The following is a 16,546-nucleotide window of genomic DNA, read 5'->3' as shown; positions in this document are numbered from 1 at the left end:
GAACTCGGACGTGAAACGCATCAGCGGCGAACCTACTGGCAGGGCGACCTGCTGGCAACCTAGCTCGGTGCCAGGCCCACCACCCTAACCCAATCAAGAGGAACCCAATCAATAGGGGGGTTGGCTTCCGTCAAGCCTCTCTACCTGAAAGCTGACACTATTGGGTGAAGGCAAGCTAGTGAGGTAACAGTTTTGTCGACCATTAGCTTGCCATGTTACCTGCTCTACACCAGTTGGCTCGTTCTGCCAGAGCGGTCTTCGTGTACGGCATGGGAGAGGGGGGGATGTAATCCAACTTCACGATCCCTATCCGTAGTTACTCTTGGCATCTATCGACATCTAGCAGCAGCAGTGAGCTTGCAGTCGGGGTTACGAGGGATCCTCAGCCCACAGGTGATCGACGAACCGAGGGGAGTGGGAGAATCCCTGGCGGACACGGAGGATTTGATCCAGGTTTGGCATGGACGCGGGGAGGGGCAAATTTACATCTGGGTCAGGTTCCATGCTCCTTATTCTGGCCATCCTGAGAGTTTTGTCCAGGGATCCGCTCTAGCCCAAAGGTATGGAGTGGGGCTGCACACCCACTTGGCGGAAACTCGCCGAGGAGTGGAAACTCTACAGGCTCGCTATGGATTGACCCCGGTGCAGTGTTTGAAACGCTGGGGATCCCTGAGTGCTCAGACCTTGGCCGCCCACTGTGTGCATGTGGGGGCTGAAGAAATCGAATCGAGGAGATGCGGTTGGCGGTGTTTCTGCAGCGGTTGGGATCGGGGGATGGAGCTGCTCTGCCGGCGCAACAGGCTTTGTGGATGGCTACACAAGGCAGTGCCGCCTGTCTGGGTCTGGAAGGGGAAATCGGCAGCTTGGAGGTGGGCAAAAAAGCGGATTTGATCTTGCTGGATTTGCGCGTGGGCACCGCTAACCGCTATGCCAAAAAGCTCGCCACCTGCTTGTGAGAACCTGTGGGCTGCATTTTGACCGTGACTCTATTGCACAGCTCAAAGCGGCCCTCGTCGGGCATATGCTCGAAGAATGTGTTAGGCGTCAGAGGAGCAGCGACAGCCTGGATCACAGATATAACCCCTGGTCATTCGTCAGTGGTGCGGAGCGAATTGGGGGCATCCTAACCCCGCCAGCGGGCTTTTGGAGCATCCTGTGAATAGCTCTCAGGGTGCTTGCACGGGCGGTGGGTTGTTGCGCAAAAACGGCTGTACGGCTACAAATCCCAACCCAAACGATCCAATGACTAAGACGACTGCAGCGGCCATCCAAAGTACGGCAGAGCCCTGGGATCCGTGATGTTGCTCCCGTACCCGCTGATAAATGCCGGTGGAATAGGCTGAGGAGTCTGCCTCGCCGAGATAGGGATCCGGGCCGCCCCTATCCTGCATCAACTCGTCCAGGGAAGGAACCTGGTAGCCAGTGCGGGGGTAGGGCTCGGCAGAGGTGTGGGTGGAAGGGTGGCGAAGGGAATCAAAGGAGGACGGGGCAAAGCCGTTGGATGAGAAGGAGGGGGTCTCGTTGCGGGTCTGTCGGCGCTTGAGGCGATTCAAAAAATCGTAGCTGGGAGGGGCTTCCGGTTGGCCGGGATTGGCAGTCGGGCTGTTCTGTTGGAAAGAGGCTTCAGAAGCTGCAGCAACTTGGGCAGCCTGGCCATTTGCGTCAGCAAGCCGTAGGCTGATTTGCTGCAGGCGCTTCAGGGTGTGGCCCAATTGCCCCTGGAACTCTCGGGTGATGGCAGCGAGCTCTCCAGACAACTGCTGATGCAGAGCGCGCAGGTGCTGGTTTTCCGAGGAAAGCAGGCTTACCTGCTGACGGGCAGACTCCAACTCTTCGGCCACTTGTTGATACACCTGAATCGGCACCACCCCTGGCCCCGTCTCCATTGCGGCAGGGGAGCGAAAGCCACTGGGGTTACTGTTGCTGTTGCGAGCGCCAGAGGGGCTAGAACCCCGAAAACCGTATTGCATAAATTGGGATCGACTCGGAAGGACAGGGGGCTGGGACAGCTTGACACAGAGGGATCCAAGATATCAGGGATCTCCAAGGATAGTGCTGAACACCGGCAATCTAAAGGCGTGCAGCTCTAGCTTTAGTGTAAGCCGCGATTGCTACCCCAAGCATACCGCTAAGCCTTTGGAATGGGCGATCCCTTCACAGCAATTTTTCCCGCCCACAAGCGCCATTTCCCCGCTGCTTCCAGGGAGGGCCGGCTTGCGCTGTCGTTCCCACGTCACGAATACTCCCCCACCAAGTCCGGGGAGCCTGAAGATTCGGAATCTGAGGCAGAGGAGTCCCGCAGCAGCCGCTCCAGATCCCGTCGCAGAGGTGGTTCCAACTGTTCCAGCTCATTGACAAAGTCTTTTATACCCTGAAACTGGCGATAAACGGAGGCAAAGCGCACGTAGGCCACCTCACTTAGGTGTTGCAGGCGCTCCAGCACCATCTCGCCGATGCGCAGGCTGGTTACCTCTTGGGCATCTTCCAATTGCAGCTTTTCTTCGATCTCATTGACCAGCTCTTCCATCTGTCTGACGGTGACGGGGGTTTTTTGGCAGGCACGCATCACCCCTTGCAGGATCTTGTTGCGGTTGAAACTTTCGCGGGATCCATCTCGTTTGATGACCATGATGGGCATGAACTCGATGCGCTCGTAGGTGGTGAAGCGGTAGCCACAGGACATGCATTCTCGCCGCCGCCGCACACTCTGGCCACCTTCTGCCGAACGAGATTCCAAAACTCGGATTTCTTGTTTGCTGCAGCGGGGACATTTCATGGCTTGCAGTCCTTACAAAGCGACAGGTGGGTAGGAGGGTGCCTCAATTTTACCGGATGCTTAATCTTCTGGTGCTTAGACAGATTGCGAATGAGATGGACTCTGTTCGTCGAGTGCAGATTGCAAGGGATCCCACCAAGCAGCGGCTTGCGCCTGGATCTGGGCCTTCAGCTCCGGTTCCATGCGATCCAAATGGATCAATACCCATTTCATTCTGCCCAAGGGGGCTAAGAGGGATCGCTGACGCAACAGGAAGTCCCAATACAACGTATTGATGGGGCAGGCTTGTTTGCCAACCTTTTCGCTGGGATTGTAGCGGCAATGGCGGCAGTAGTCACTCATTTTGCGGATGTACTGAGCAGAGGCGGCATAGGGTTTGGTGGAGAGCATGCCCCCATCGGCAAAAAGGCCCATGCCGATGACGTTGGGCTGCATCACCCAGTCGTAGCTGTCGATAAACACATCCTGAAACCACGCTTCTACTGCCTGGGGCTGAATGCCACTGATGAGGGCGAAATTGCTGAGCACCATTAGCCGCTGGATGTGGTGGGCATAACCATGACGGCGAATTTGATCCAGGGTGTGCTGCAGACAGGCCATGTCGGTTTTGCCCGTCCAAAAAAACTCTGGCAGGGGTCGCTGGTGGCCAAAAAAGTTGTTCTGGGCATAGCCGTTGGGCATCTGGTATTCGTAGAAGCCGCGCATGTACTCCCGCCAGCCCAGGATCTGGCGGATGAAGCCTTCGGCGGAGGGCAGGGGGATCCCGCCGCGATGGTAGGCTTGTTCGACGGCAGCGATGACTTCGTGGGGGGTGAGCAGGCCCAAGTTGAGGTAGGGAGAAAGCAGCGAGTGGAAAAGGAAGTCTTCCCCGGCTTGCATGGCGTCTTGCCAGGGGCCGAAGTGGGGCAGGCGCTCGTGGATGAAGTGATCAAGCACTTGCAGGGCTTGGGCGCGGGTGACGGCCCAGCCAAATCCTTCTAGAGATCCGAAGTGATGGCCGTAGTGTTGCTTAACTTTTGTGATCACGGCCTGGGTGATGGCGTCGGGGGGGAAGGTGAGGGGCTGGGGGTAGCGCATTCCGGGTTTGGGGGGATGGCGGTTTTCCCGGTCGTAGTTCCAGCGCCCGCCCAGGGGCTTGGGGCCATCCATGAGAATGCGGAAGCGTCTTCGCCCTTCGCGGTAAAAGTCTTCCAGAAGCAGGCGCTTGCGGCCTGAGGCCCACTCGATAAATTGATCAGCTGTCCAGAGGAAGTGGTTGTTTTCCAAGATCAGGAGGGGGCAAGGGAGGGTGGATCTCAGCTTTTCTATTTCATCTCGGACGGGAATATCGGCGGGCTGCATGAGGCGGATCTGCTGCAGTTGATGCTGCTTGGCCCAGGTTTGCAGCGGCTCGGCAAAGCCTTCCGCTTCCACATAGGTGACCGGGTAGCCCCGCTGTTGCAGTTCTTGGGCAAAGTGACGCATGGCCGACCAGACCAGCACCAGTTTCTGCTGATGGTGGTTGCGGGAGCTGGCCCACCGGTGAGATTCGATGAGAATGACGGGAACTCGGTCTGGGGATAGGGTCGAGAGGGAAGCGAGGGCGGATTGCTGGGGGTGGAGTTGATCCGCAAGGATCCAAACCCCTTCTGGGCCGGCAGATGGAGCGATCATGGGATGCTGAAGCTCTCGGTCTATGGGAGGAGCGCTGAGAATGACACAGGTTGAGTTTAGCTCTGGGGGGCAAGGCCAGGTGGCAGTTGCAAGGGATCCCAATGTCTGCTGAATCTCTGCGGATTGTTTTCAAAGCATGAACGGTACAGACGAGGAGAGAGAGACATTGCCGGAGAGACCCCACAGGCCGGGGGTCCCTTTCCTGCGGTGGTGGGCCGGGCTGGGGATGGTGGCCCTGCTGCTGCTGGTGATCTGGAATTGGACGGATCCCTTGCCGCCGGCGTGGGATGAGGCGCAGCATCTGCTGCAGGCGCAGGCTTTTGGGCTTCACCTGGGACGGTTTCGCTGGGATGGGCTGTGGGGGCAGCAGTTTTTGCATTTGAACCAGCGCTACCCCCCTTTGGCCTATTGGCTGGGGATCCCCTTGGCAGTTCTACATCCGTTCAGCCGGGCGGACGGGCAGTTGCTCAACTTGGGGTTGCTGGGGGTGCTGGTTCTGGCAACGCAGCGGCTGGGACAGCGGGTCTATCGCTCTGGGGAAGTGGGCTGGCTGGCGGCGGCGCTGCTGCTCCTCTATCCGGGGATCACGGCTTTGGCCCATGTCTACATGCTGGAGCTGCCGCTGGTGGTGGCGGTGACGCTGGCGTTTTGGGCGCTGTGGGCCTATGGGGAGAAGCCTTCCTGGTGGGGGGCGGTGGGGGTGGGGGCGGGGGTGGCGGCGGTGCTGCTCACCAAGTGGACAGGGGTGCTGTTTTTGCTGCTGCCTTTGGTGGGAGTTGCAGGTCAGGCCCTCTGGCGCTCTGGGAAAGCGGTGGGGTGGTGGAAAGGGATCCCTTGGCCGGCGCGGCTGGCCCACTTGGCCTTGGGGATGGGTGTGATGCTGCTTTTGTGCTGGCCCTGGTATGGGGCCAATTGGCTGTTTGTGCTCAGCAATGGCTGGGCTTACGCCGAGACTGCCCACTACTACATCACTTGCCCAGCGGGATCCCTGTGCTGGTGGACTGCCTACTTGCGCTTTCTGCCCCTGCAGATGAGCCCTTTTTTGTGTGGGTTGCCGCTGCTGAGCGGGTGGGGATCTCTGGACAGGCGAGAGGCAGTCTTGTGGGCCACCTACGGTTCGGGCTACCTTCTCTACACCCTGGTGGACATCAAAGATGTGCGCTTCACCCTACCCCTGCTGCCTCTCTTGGCCGTGTTATCAGCAGGCGGGATCCAAAAGGCTTGCCGGTGGTTGGAGGAACGCTGGGGTGCGTGGGCTTTGCAAAGGGGAGTCTGTGCAGGGCTAGTTCTGGGCTGCTTGGCCTTGGCCAATTTGGGTCGGCCCCTCACCCCAGGCGTGGCTCCTCTGTGGAAGGGGATCCAAATGCATTGGCAGGGGCAGCACCCCACACAGGAGCTGACGCAGTGGATCCAATCCTTGATCCAGCCAGGCTTGACCACCACGTTGGGAGTTCTCCCCAATACAGAGCTGATCTCTTCCGAAACCCTCACCTACTTAGCAGCTCTCCAGCGCTGGCCGGTCACATTCCGCGCTGCCGGGCAAACCCCCTGGCCGGAGCTGGAGCTCTCCTTGCTGGATGGGTTTGTGGATGCGGAAGGGGAACAGGGGATTATCGGCCCCTATGGCCCGACTAAGGAGCAGATCCGGCAGCACCTGCGCAGCAGCCCAGACTGGCGACAAGATCCGGCGGTGGAGTTGCCTACCTTGGGTCGGCTGCACACTTACTTCCCTCGCTTTTCAAAGGTGACGGTACAGGAGTGGCCTCTGGAAGCTGGGGAGGTGGAGCTGGTGGAGGTTGAGACGCTGTTGGAGCTGGGGATCCCCGCCTGGAAGTTACGCTGGCAAGGCCCAGCTCAGAACTTGGCCCAGACGCTGGTTTGGGCGCGGCTGGAAGATGGGCAAGGACGGGTTTTGGAGAAGCGGGCCTGGGTGCTGGGGCAGAATCGCCTGCAGCTCAACTCAACAGGCGGCTGGCTGGTGGAAGAGATCTTGACGCTGCCCACAACCGACTTCCCAAGAGGTGGCCTTCTCCACCTGGAATGGCAGTCGCCCAAAGGGATCCGCCATTCCCTACACCAATCCTGGAGAGGATCCCTGTCGAGCTTCCCGAAGGAGGGATCCCCCCTTGTAACGGATCCCTTGTTTCCTCTCCGCGAGGCGGCCAGAGCTGCTGCCGCTGGGGATCTGCAGGCCCTCTCCCTTTACCTCAATGCCTGGACAACCCTGCAATACCCGACTTTTTTGACGGATCCAGATCGCATCCTGGTACGGCAATTGCTGGAGAGGGAATGGCAACAGGCTGCTGCCCAAGGCCAACTGAGCCAGCAAATCCAGAGCCACTACCAACTGGGCTTGATGTTGGCGGCGCTGTTACAACCAGAAGCAGCTCAGTTGCATTTTCAACAGATCGTCGAGCTGGATCCGGAAGACGAGTGGGCGCGGGCTTACCTGGGGTTTTTGCGAGTATTGTTCACTCACGACTTTGAGGGGATCCGGGGGTTGCGACAAGAGCTCTCGGCTGTGCTTCAGCCTCTTTGCCAGAAAGCGGATTTGGATTGGGATTTGAATTGGATTTGTGCTGCTCTTTAGCCACAAAGTCCAGCTCCATTTGAGAAACCTGGGAAAGAAGAAAGTCGGCAAAAGCTTTGGCCACCACCGAAAGACGTTTAGAGCGCAAATAGACCAAATGCCAGAACCCCCGAATGGGAAACTCTTCCACATCCAAAATAGCCAGATGATGCTGCCACCCCCCCAAGGCCAACACATGCTGAGACAAAACCGAAATGCCCAATCCACCCACAATGCCCTGGCGAATGGCTTCGCTGCTGCCTATCTCCATGCGGATGTTGAGTTTCAGGTTATGCTTGTCGAAGAGCCGCTCTACAGCCATGCGGGTGCCGGAGCCGGGTTCACGGGCTAAAAAAGGTTCTTGGGCAATGCGCGCCAGAGGGATCCCCTTTTGGCCCACCAGGGGATGATGAATGGGGGCCATCACCACCAAAGGATTTTCCAGAAAAGGTTGTGCCACCACGTCCAGATCTTCTGGCGGCATCCCCATCACGTAGAGATCGTCCATGTTGTTGCTCATCCGCTCCAAAACCTGCTGGCGGTTGATCACCTTGAGAGCTACGTCGATGCCGGGATACTGCTGACAAAATGGCCCTAGAAGACGAGGAATAAAGTATTTGGCAGTGGTGACCACTCCAATGCTCAGCCGTCCCTGCTTTAACCCCTTCAGGTCGGCAAGGGTCATCTCAAATTGATTCAATTGTTCAAAAATCTTCTCGCAGGTTTGGTGTAAAGCTCGCCCCGCTTCGGTGAGATACAGCCGCTTGCCCACCTGTTCAAACAGCGGCAACCCTACAGCTTTGCTCAATTGCTTGATCTGCATGGAAATCGTGGGCTGGGTCAGGTAAAGCTCTTCGGCAGCGCGGGTAAAGCTCAAGTGACGAGCGGCAACCTCGAAGATTTGCAGTTGATGCAGGGTAATGGCCTTCATGGACAATCAAGAAAAGCTAAAGGTTTACTACTAAATCATAAGCGCTAATCTATGCCTTTTGGCGAGATCCCTAGGAGAACCTGGCTAACGGTCACAGTGGCGAAAGGGGCAAAACCGAAGAGCAAACCCCTGCCACTGGGATCGGAGGTCTAGTCATTCTAAACAGGAATGAAACATTTCTGTTGCACTACTCCCCAACTCCCCTCTCCCGGATGGAGAGGGATTAGAGGTGGCTGTAGAAGCGGCGCAGAGCGCTGAGAAGGTGTCTCAATCTAGATTGAAATAACTATAGAGATTGGCCAAGGGATTGCGCCGGTGTGGGCACGGGCGGCTGTTTTTTTTCAATAGCCGCTCTCTGGGCAGGAGAAGAGTACGATCGCAGACATTCTCGTGGAGGTTGAGAGTGCTAAGACTGCCAAAAAACAAAGGGAGCCGCTGGCTTGCGGGTGTGCTGGGCGCGCTGATGTTGCTGGGATCCGGAATCACGGCCCAGGCTCAGTTCTTGTGGCCCGGCCATTCCCTTTTCCCCAGCTCTGGTTCCGTAGACAGTGCGGAACAGAGGGGATCCCACTTGGCCGCTCGGCTCGACGCCTACTGCCGACAGCCGCCCGAGGAGGTAGCGCGCAAGGCTCAACTGCGCCAGCAGGCTGCCCAGTCGAATGCTGCTTGGGCCGAGTACACCCAAGTTTTGGCCGAACATGGCGCTGCCTTGATCGCCTGCCGCAGCCAACGCTGGCCCCAGATCCAGGCTATCTGGGTACGTCTGCATCCCTGTGATGCCAATCCGGGCGTGTTGGATCAGGTGTTCGACCAAGTGGTAAACCTGGGCTACAACCGCGTCTTTATCGAGACCTTTTACGATGGCCGCTCTATTTTGCCGGATGGCGCAGGGGGGATCTGGCCCAGCTTACAGCCCAACGCCGACTTGTTGGATCTGGCTCTGAAGGCGGCACGACGCCGCGGCTTATCTGCCTATGCCTGGGTGTTTTCCCTCAATTTCGGTTACAGCTACGGACAACGGCCCGATCGACAGGTGGCCCTGGCCCGCAACGGTCGTGGCATAACCACTGTTCTGGATCCGGCAACAGCCCTTGGGGAAGATTTGGGCAGCCCGGATGAGGTGTTTGTGGATCCCTTTCATCCCCTGGCACGGCGGGATTTTGCCGAGTTAGTCCGCCGCATTCTACAGCGACAGCCAGATGGGATCCTTTTCGACTACATTCGCTATCCGCGTGGCTCAGGGGGATCCAGCGTGGCAGCCACCGTCCGAGACTTGTGGATTCATGGAGAGGCCGCCCGGAAAGCCTACCTCGATTTGGCAGAAAATCCAGCGGGTCGGGCGCTGCTGGAGCGCTATTTGAGCCAGGGCTACATTGCAGTGGCAGATGTTCTCCATCTGGATGCCACCTATGCCGAAGAGCCCAGGTGGCGGCAGCCAGGGGATCCCTGGCCCAGCCCGACCGAGAAATGGGCGCTTTCCCCAGAGTTACTGGACTGGGCTGCCCAAGACATGGCCAGCAGGAATTGGCAGGGGGATCAGCTTTCCTCTGCAAAAGATTTACCAGAGAGTCTGGAGAAACCGGCGGATTCCAGTTCTGAGGCAGCAGCACCAACTCCTGCCCCTTCCCCCACCCCCAGCGCCGCCGTTCGCCAAGAACGTTGGCAGCAGCAGCTTTGGCAGCTGAGCGTCGAGTTTGCCCGCTACGGCGTTCTCGATTATCTACAGCAGGCCGCCCAACCCGCCCAGAGGCTGGGGATCCCGGTGGGGGCTGTCTTCTTCCCAGAAGGCAACCAAGCAGTAGGAGAAGGGTTTGACGCTCGTCTGCAACCCTGGGACCGCTTTGATCCGGGTATGGAATGGCACCCAATGGCCTATGCCAAGTGCGAGGATAGCTCCTGTGTGGCGCAGCAGGTGGAGCAGGTCCTGGCTGTGGCCTCTCCCCAAACCTTTGTCTGCCCGGCCATTGCCGGTCTATGGGGACAAGCCCAGCGGCAACGCCCCAGCCTGGAAACCCAAACAGCAGAGCTGGCCCGCCGCTTCCCGCAGTTGCCCTGTGTGAGTCACTTCGCCCTCTCCTGGATCGAGCCGGAGCTGGAGCGCAGCCGTCGCACCTGTCAACTCTAACGCCCATCCCAATCTGAAAGTTAGGAATTCTGAACTTATGAGCCCTGAGCAATTTGATCTGATTAACCGCCTGTTTCAACTGACCTTTCAGATTGGGGATCGCTTGGGCTGTGAATCCTCAGATCCTGCTCAATTGTTGCTGACCAACCGGCCCAGCCTGGAATCCAGTTGCACATTCTTTCCTTCCGATTTCACCTACGAAGCCTTGGATCCCCAAGTGTGGGCCGACTACATGGCGGAAGTTCCGGCCTTAGCGCAGATGGCGAATATTTTGCAACCTTATCCTTTCACCTGTGGCATTTATCGCCAAGACGAGGTTTCGTGGTGGATTTGCGCCTTTTGGGCAGCCCAAGAGGACTTGGGAACCAACTTGCTCTTGCGCGCCCACAGAGTCGAAACTTAGGCGCTTGAGCCCTATCTCCTCTCCCTCATCGAGACGGGGATCGGCGTTACCGGAATCAAAGGGGCTGATAGCAGTCGTGGTTTTTATTACCATCTATTTCAACTGATCGCGCTAGCGGGCCAGAGGCCTTAGCAGGAAGCAACCGGTCGTTTGTTTCACCTTGACGGTGAGATAAATGACTATGCGTTGTGGAACGGTTTATTGCAATTGACCTACTCGCGACCGCTATAGCTGGCTTCCGCCCAGAGCGTGAGCTGGGGGCCTTACGGCACTCCTTCGTAAATCACATAGACTCCGGCGCGCTCAGGCCGAGAATGCCGGTGAGGACGTTAAACAAAACCTGTCGGGTAGCTTGCACCAACTGAATGCGAGCCTGAGCCAAGGGGGGATCCTCTTTCAAGAGCGGCAAAATACGGCAGTTGTCGTAAAACTTGTTGAAATCGGCGGCGATGGCTTCTGCATAGCGGATGATCTTGTGGGGAGCGCGCTCTTCGGCAGCGGCGATCAGCTCATCCGGCAAGGCCAACAAGCGCAGCAGCAGGGCCCGCTCTTCTGGCTCTTTGTAGGGCAGTTTTTGTTGCTCCGTCAAAGGGACTTTGTTGGTTAGTTCAACCTTTTCTTCTTCCTGTAGCCGCCGCAGCAGAGTGCAACAGCGGGCATGGCTGTAGTGAACATACACGACCGGGTTATCGAAAGTTTGCTTGACGGCCAAATCCAAATCGAAGTTGATGGGACTGTCCATGCTGCTGCTAAGCAAAAACCAGCGGGCTGCATCGACCCCCACGCCAATTTCTGGATCTTCGATCAGGTCATTGAGTGAGACAAAGTTGCCGGTGCGCTTGGACATGCGCACTTCGGTTTTCTCACCGGTTTGCGGGTCGGTTTTGAACAATTTGACAAATTGTCCAATCAAGATTTCCAGCTTGACATCTGGGCTGAAGGCACCCACCGCCGCCTTTAAGCGGCCGATATAGCCATGGTGATCCGAGCCAAGAATGTTGATCAGCCGGTGATATCCTCGCTGCACTTTATCCCGGTGGTAGGCAATATCGGCGGCTAGATAAGTGAACGAACCATCGGCCTTTTGCACCACCCGATCCTTGTCGTCGCCAAATTCTTGGGTTTTGAAATAGACGGCCTCTTCGGCCCCTGGCTTGGGATCCTCACCCCGCGGCGCTTTGGCTTTGTAGAGAAAGCCGCGCTCTTGCAGCTCCTGCAAAGCTTGCTGGATGGCGCTCAGGCCTGTCTGGGGATCGGGGGTGTGCAGGCGGCGCTCGCTAAACCAGTGATCAAACTCGGTGCGTAGTTGTTGCAGGGTCTGCTTTTGCCAGGCCAGCATTTCCCCATAGGCAAAATCGGTGTACTCCTCTAGGGTGGTGGGCAGAGGGCGGATCCCGGCTTTCACCTGCTCCAAGAGACGTTGGGCCATCTCGATCAAGTAGGTGCCGTGATAGGCATCTTCCGGCAAAGCGATGTCTTCCCCCTGCAGTTGCCGCACCCGCACCTCGAGGGACTGGCCCAGGAGCCGCATTTGGTTGCCGGCATCGTTGATGTAAAACTCCCGCTCCACCTGGTGCCCCGTCCAGCGCAGCAGGTTGGCCACTGTGGAGCCGACGGCAGCCCAACGCCCATGGCCCACATGCAAAGGCCCCGTCGGGTTGGCGGAGACAAACTCCAGCAGAATGCGCTCGGGATGGGGGGTGGCTGTTTTGCCGAAGTGTTCTCCCAGATGCAGCAGCTCTTGCAAGCGCTTGGCCAAAAAGGGATCCCCCAGCCGGAAGTTGAGATACCCTCCTCCCGCCACCTGAGTTTCGATGTCCGGCAGATCCAAGTGTTTTTGCAGGGTTTGGGCGATCTGGGCCGGTGCTAGGCGGCAGAGCTTGGCCATGCCCAGGGGGGTGGGACAGGCGTAATCGCCGTAGCGAGGGTCGCTGGGGATCTGGATCACGGGGGCAATCGCTGTGGCTTGCTGGGGGGCCAGGGATCCCAGTTGCCCCGCCTCTGAGGCCCGTCGAATGCTCTCGGCTACGGCGGCGGTGAGAAACCGAATCAGCGAGGTGGATACGGGTTGAGTGGCCATGGCTGTTCGTGTCGGCAGACGTCGAGAGAGGTTCCAGGGATGCCTGGGGCAGTAAAAGCATCATCATATCGACAGCCAACCGGCTCTGACAAAATCTGACAAAAGATAAAGAATAGATGCTCCTCCAGCCAAACTTTGCTTTTGCTCGCCTGCTTTGCGAAGATGGCTCTGACAAATTGACGGGACAGAGCTTTAGGCCAAGCTTTTGGGTACAAAGTATCACCGAATACAAAAGTTTAACTCTGCTTTGCTAAGTTGTTTGGCGGTAATGCTCGCCTTCCCGCTTGCGGATTTCTGCTGAGACAGCTGCTGTGGAGTTTACTAGTATGTCCATCCCGAAATCGTCGCGTCGTCAATTCCTTCAATCTGCTGCTGCGGCTGCCTCTTGGGTTGCCGTTGGAGGGCTAAAGGCGAGGGCTCAGAGCCGCGGGCCGCTTCTGGTTTCCCAGGGACTGACGCCCCTGAAGTTTACCCTCTCTTGGTTGCCCTCTTCGATGGATACCCCCCTTGTAACGGCGATCTTGAAGGGCTACTTCGCCGAAGAGGGGCTGGAGGTCACCTACGAGCGCGGCTATGGCTCCGCCGATTCCATCACCAAGATTGCCGCTGGCCAGTACGACCTGGGGGAAGGGGATCCCTACTCCATGATCGAGTTCAATGCCAAAAATCCGGACGTGCCCTTGGTAGCGATTTATGTCCACTTCAATCGCTCTCCCTTTGGCATCTACACCTTGAAAGATAAGGGCATTGGGGAGCCGGCCCAACTGGCGGGCAAGAAGCTAGGAGCACCGGCAGGGGATGCGCCGCGTCGGCTCTGGCCGGTCTTTGCCAAGCAAGTCGGCATCGATCCGGGCTCGGTGGAGTGGGTAACTATGGAGCCGCAGTTGCGCGAACCTTTCCTCATCCAAGGTCGGGTGGATGCCATCAGCGGCTTTATGACCTCAGCCATGCCCAATCTGGTGCGGGGCGGCGTCAGCTTGGAGGACATCACGGCTTTCCTTTACAACGACTATGGCCTTGAGCTGTACGGCAATGCGCTCATCACTCGTGTGCAATTGCTGCAGGAAAAACCGGAGCAGCTCAAAGCTTTTTTGCGGGCGTATGTTAAGGGTTGGCAAGACACCATCCGCGACACCGATGGCAACATGTTGGCCCTTCTGGACAAAGCCAAAGCCGAGGGGCAGGTGCTGGATATGGCAACTGAGAAATTGCGCCTCGCCCTGGCCATGCCGCGCCTGTTTGTTACCGATGAGGTGCGAGAAATTGGCTTGGGGGATGTGGTGCCCGCGCGTATGGAAACCTCAATTGCTCAGGTGGTGGATGGCTTTGGCTTGCCCACTAAGCCCTCTCTAGAGCAAGTGTTTGATGGAAGTCTGCTCCCACCCAAGTCTGAGCGGATGATTGGATAATCTGGGTTAGGCCAGCAACGATTTTGAAGCCTCTGTCTATTGGCTTGCCGGTGCAGGCCAACTTATCCTGCTTGCTGGGAGGCTATTTCTGGCTGCAGGTGTGGTCTGCGTCCTTATTGGATCCCTCATCCGCGAATTATCCCCAAAGCTTTTCGTGGCAGGGATCCCAGGCTGCTCCTGAAAGAGGCCGACGGGAGACCTGTTCGCGTTGGTGGATGGGAGACCGGAAGCGGCATGGAGCAGTAGGGGAGTGTCTCGAACTTTGTTTAGGGTTACCCAAGAACGCCGTAAGGCCCCTGCCTTTGGGCATGGGGAGCATGTCAATGAAATCAAACCTGAGAAACAGATGTATTGGGAAGAGTAGCTTAGGGGTGCTTGAAGTCGAGATAGCTTTTCCGATCCCGAAAAAAAGCTGAATAAGTTTGTGGTGCCCAGGGATCCCTTTTAACCTGGAGGGGATCACTAGGGAGTTTAGGCCCTTGGAAACTTTTGTTCTGATTAAGCAAGTTCCCGATCAAAACGCCAAGGCCGGCATCAACAGTGACGGCACGATCGATCGCGCCAAGGCCAAGCGGATGTTAAACCCTTTTGATCGCTATGCACTGGAAGCAGCTCTGCAAACCAAACGGCAACACGGGGCAAGGGTAACGGCAATTACAATGGGGCCACCCCCGGCCATTGAGGTGCTCTACGAGGCCATTGCCCACGGGGTGGATCGGGGTATTTTGATGACCGACCGCCGCTTGGCCGCTTCCGATACCCTAGCCACTGCCTATACTCTGGCCCAGACGGTTCGCTATGCTGGCCGGCCCGATGTGATCTTCTGCGGGCTCCAGACCACCGACGGCGATACGGCCCAGGTGGGGCCGCAGTTGGCGGAGCGGTTGGGGATCCCTCAGGTCACCTATTGCGAAGCCTTCGAGATTCGGGATGGGATCCTGGTGGCGCGGCGGGCCATCGAAGGGGGATCCCAAATCGTGATGGTGCCCCTGCCGGTTTTGATTACGGTGGCCAATTCCGCTCGGCGTTTGGCCTACCCCACTCTACGGGGTGTGCAGCGGGTGCAGCGGCTAATGCGGGATGAAATGGCACGGGCCGAGGCAATCCAGATCCTCAACTTGGACGATGTGGGGGCAGACCCGGAGCGCTGCGGTCTCAAGGGATCCCCAACCATCGTGGCTGCCACCGAAAAAGTGGGGGAAATTGGCGGCAACTGTCAGGTCTTTCAGGGACAATCCGTCCCCCAACTGGTCAACCAACTGACCCAGGCCGTTGACCTCTCCCGCTACGCCGCAACCTCCTAGATCTTTACATCTTGCGTCCCACCGGCCCCCCATCGCCCCTCAATCATCACTGTCTGATCATCGACCCCAGGCCAGCTGGCTGGAGTGAAAAGTTGACCCAGAAGGACTCTGCTGACATCGTCGCAACCCCAACCCGATTCAATCCCGATCTCAACCTAGGAGTCACAGTTTTATGGATCGCAAGCGGATAGTGGTCTTCGCCGAGCAGGTGAACGGGGAACTGCAGCCCATCGGCTTAGAGTTGTTGGGGGCCGGGCGGCGGCTGGCCGATAAGCTGGGAGCCACCTTGAGCGCTCTTGTGCTTGGATACAACATTGCCCACTTGCCCCCAATTCTGATCGGCCACGGGGCAGATCAAGTCTTCATTGCCGATCATCCGGAGTTGGCCGAATACCGCACCTTGCCCTACCGCCGGGTGATCACGGACTTGATCAAAAGCTGGCCCCAACCACCCCACACCATCCTGCTGGGATCCACCACCACCGGGCGAGATCTGGCCCCCCGCTTGGCCGCCCACCTGGAGACCGGCCTGACCGCTGACTGCACCGAGCTGGACATTGGCCCCTTCGAGTACACCAACAGCAAAGATCCCAGCAAGTCCGGCCTCTTCCCCGACTGCCTTTATGCCATCCGGCCCAGCTTCGGCGAATCTCTCAAGGCTCGCATCCTTGGCCCCTGGAAAAACCCGCAAATGGCCACAGTACGACCAGGGGTGATGGTGCCCCTGCCCTGGGACAGATCCCGCCAGGGGGAAGTGATCCCGGTGCCGGTCAACTTGGATCCCGGCGATCTGCGCCTGCAGATTGTGGAAACGGTGCGCAACCTGTCCCAGGCGGTAGATCTCACCCGCGCCAAGGTAATTGTTTCCGGCGGCTACGGGCTGGGATCCCCAGAGGGATTTGAGCTGTTGAGGGAGTTGGCCGCTTGTTTCCCCAACAGCGCTGTCGGCTCCTCCCGCAAGGCCGTGGATTCTGGGTGGATCCCCTATGCCCACCAGGTGGGCCAAACCGGCAAGACCGTCCGCCCCCAGCTCTACATCGCCTGCGGCATTTCTGGGGCCATTCAACATCGCGTGGGCATGGACAAATCCCAGACGATCATTGCCATCAACAAAGACAGCGCCGCTCCTATCTTCAAATTTGCCCACTACGGCATTGTCGGGGATCTCTACCAGGTGGTGCCGGAGCTGATCCGGCAACTGCGACAGAGACAGGAGGAGCTCCGAGAAGGCGCCGAGGGCCAGCCTTTCCAGAGCCTCGGCGAGCGGATCCCAATTTTGCAGAGTCGATGAGAGAT

12 protein-coding genes and 1 pseudogene are annotated in these 16,546 nt (G+C 58.0%); 8 read left to right on the top strand and 5 right to left on the bottom strand.

Translation table 11 applies throughout. From position 1 onward, the window contains the following. Positions 1-192: 192 nt before the first annotated feature. Together ACVWZJ_RS10795 and ACVWZJ_RS10790 are read left to right on the top strand one after the other, a co-directional pair. Positions 193-666: pseudogene (locus tag ACVWZJ_RS10795) on the top strand (hypothetical protein); the annotation flags it as partial. Between the two features lie 80 nt (positions 667-746). Then, a complete protein-coding gene (locus tag ACVWZJ_RS10790; RefSeq protein WP_457396039.1) occupies positions 747-956 on the top strand; it encodes an amidohydrolase family protein in 210 nt (69 codons plus the stop codon). Between the two features lie 210 nt (positions 957-1,166). Here ACVWZJ_RS10790 and ACVWZJ_RS10785 read toward each other — a convergent pair whose 3' ends face one another. The 3 genes from ACVWZJ_RS10785 to ACVWZJ_RS10775 form a co-directional block, all read right to left on the bottom strand. Beyond that, the gene (locus ACVWZJ_RS10785; protein WP_457388050.1) at positions 1,167-1,970 is read right to left on the bottom strand and encodes a hypothetical protein; all 804 of its coding nucleotides are present in this window, start codon (positions 1,968-1,970) and stop codon (positions 1,167-1,169) included. A gap of 263 nt (positions 1,971-2,233) precedes the next feature. Beyond that, positions 2,234-2,776, bottom strand: coding sequence for a transcriptional regulator NrdR (nrdR, locus tag ACVWZJ_RS10780; RefSeq protein ID WP_414374563.1), 543 nt, complete (start codon positions 2,774-2,776; stop codon positions 2,234-2,236). A gap of 75 nt (positions 2,777-2,851) precedes the next feature. Next, positions 2,852-4,429: a cryptochrome/photolyase family protein gene (locus ACVWZJ_RS10775; protein WP_457396037.1), complete on the bottom strand. Its 1,578-nt coding sequence runs from the start codon at positions 4,427-4,429 to the stop codon at positions 2,852-2,854. A gap of 136 nt (positions 4,430-4,565) precedes the next feature. On the opposite strand from ACVWZJ_RS10775, the gene ACVWZJ_RS10770 reads away from it, so the two are divergent. Next, a complete protein-coding gene (locus ACVWZJ_RS10770) occupies positions 4,566-7,019 on the top strand; it encodes a hypothetical protein (protein ID WP_457396035.1) in 2,454 nt (817 codons plus the stop codon). Here the strand turns inward: ACVWZJ_RS10770 and ACVWZJ_RS10765 are convergent. Next, positions 6,901-7,929: a LysR substrate-binding domain-containing protein gene (locus ACVWZJ_RS10765; protein ID WP_457396033.1), complete on the bottom strand. Its 1,029-nt coding sequence runs from the start codon at positions 7,927-7,929 to the stop codon at positions 6,901-6,903. The genes ACVWZJ_RS10770 and ACVWZJ_RS10765 overlap by 119 nt on opposite strands. A 448-nt stretch (positions 7,930-8,377) precedes the next feature. On the opposite strand from ACVWZJ_RS10765, the gene ACVWZJ_RS10760 reads away from it, so the two are divergent. Beyond that, the gene (locus ACVWZJ_RS10760) at positions 8,378-10,054 is read left to right on the top strand and encodes a hypothetical protein (protein WP_457396032.1); all 1,677 of its coding nucleotides are present in this window, start codon (positions 8,378-8,380) and stop codon (positions 10,052-10,054) included. 37 nt (positions 10,055-10,091) lie between these two features. Next, positions 10,092-10,457, top strand: a complete 366-nt coding sequence (locus ACVWZJ_RS10755; protein ID WP_011433539.1) for a hypothetical protein — start codon at positions 10,092-10,094, stop codon at positions 10,455-10,457. Between the two features lie 283 nt (positions 10,458-10,740). Here ACVWZJ_RS10755 and argS read toward each other — a convergent pair whose 3' ends face one another. Next, the gene (gene argS / locus ACVWZJ_RS10750; RefSeq protein WP_457396031.1) at positions 10,741-12,537 is read right to left on the bottom strand and encodes an arginine--tRNA ligase; all 1,797 of its coding nucleotides are present in this window, start codon (positions 12,535-12,537) and stop codon (positions 10,741-10,743) included. Positions 12,538-12,863: 326 nt separating this feature from the next. Here argS and ACVWZJ_RS10745 point away from each other — a divergent pair, with 326 nt between their 5' ends. The 3 genes from ACVWZJ_RS10745 to ACVWZJ_RS10735 all read left to right on the top strand — a co-directional run bounded on the left by ACVWZJ_RS10745 (position 12,864) and on the right by ACVWZJ_RS10735 (position 16,541). Beyond that, a complete protein-coding gene (locus ACVWZJ_RS10745; RefSeq protein ID WP_457396030.1) occupies positions 12,864-13,946 on the top strand; it encodes an ABC transporter substrate-binding protein in 1,083 nt (360 codons plus the stop codon). Positions 13,947-14,425: 479 nt separating this feature from the next. Further along, positions 14,426-15,250 carry an electron transfer flavoprotein subunit beta/FixA family protein gene (locus ACVWZJ_RS10740; RefSeq protein WP_011433536.1) on the top strand — a complete coding sequence of 275 codons (825 nt, stop codon included), beginning with the start codon at positions 14,426-14,428 and terminating at the stop codon, positions 15,248-15,250. A gap of 172 nt (positions 15,251-15,422) precedes the next feature. After that, entirely contained in the window at positions 15,423-16,541 is a 1,119-nt protein-coding gene (locus ACVWZJ_RS10735) for an electron transfer flavoprotein subunit alpha/FixB family protein (protein ID WP_414342633.1), read from the top strand. Positions 16,542-16,546: the final 5 nt, after the last annotated feature.

It is taken from the genome of Thermostichus sp. OS-CIW-29 (genome assembly GCF_054058195.1).
This window is presented reverse-complemented; position numbering and strand designations above follow the sequence as displayed.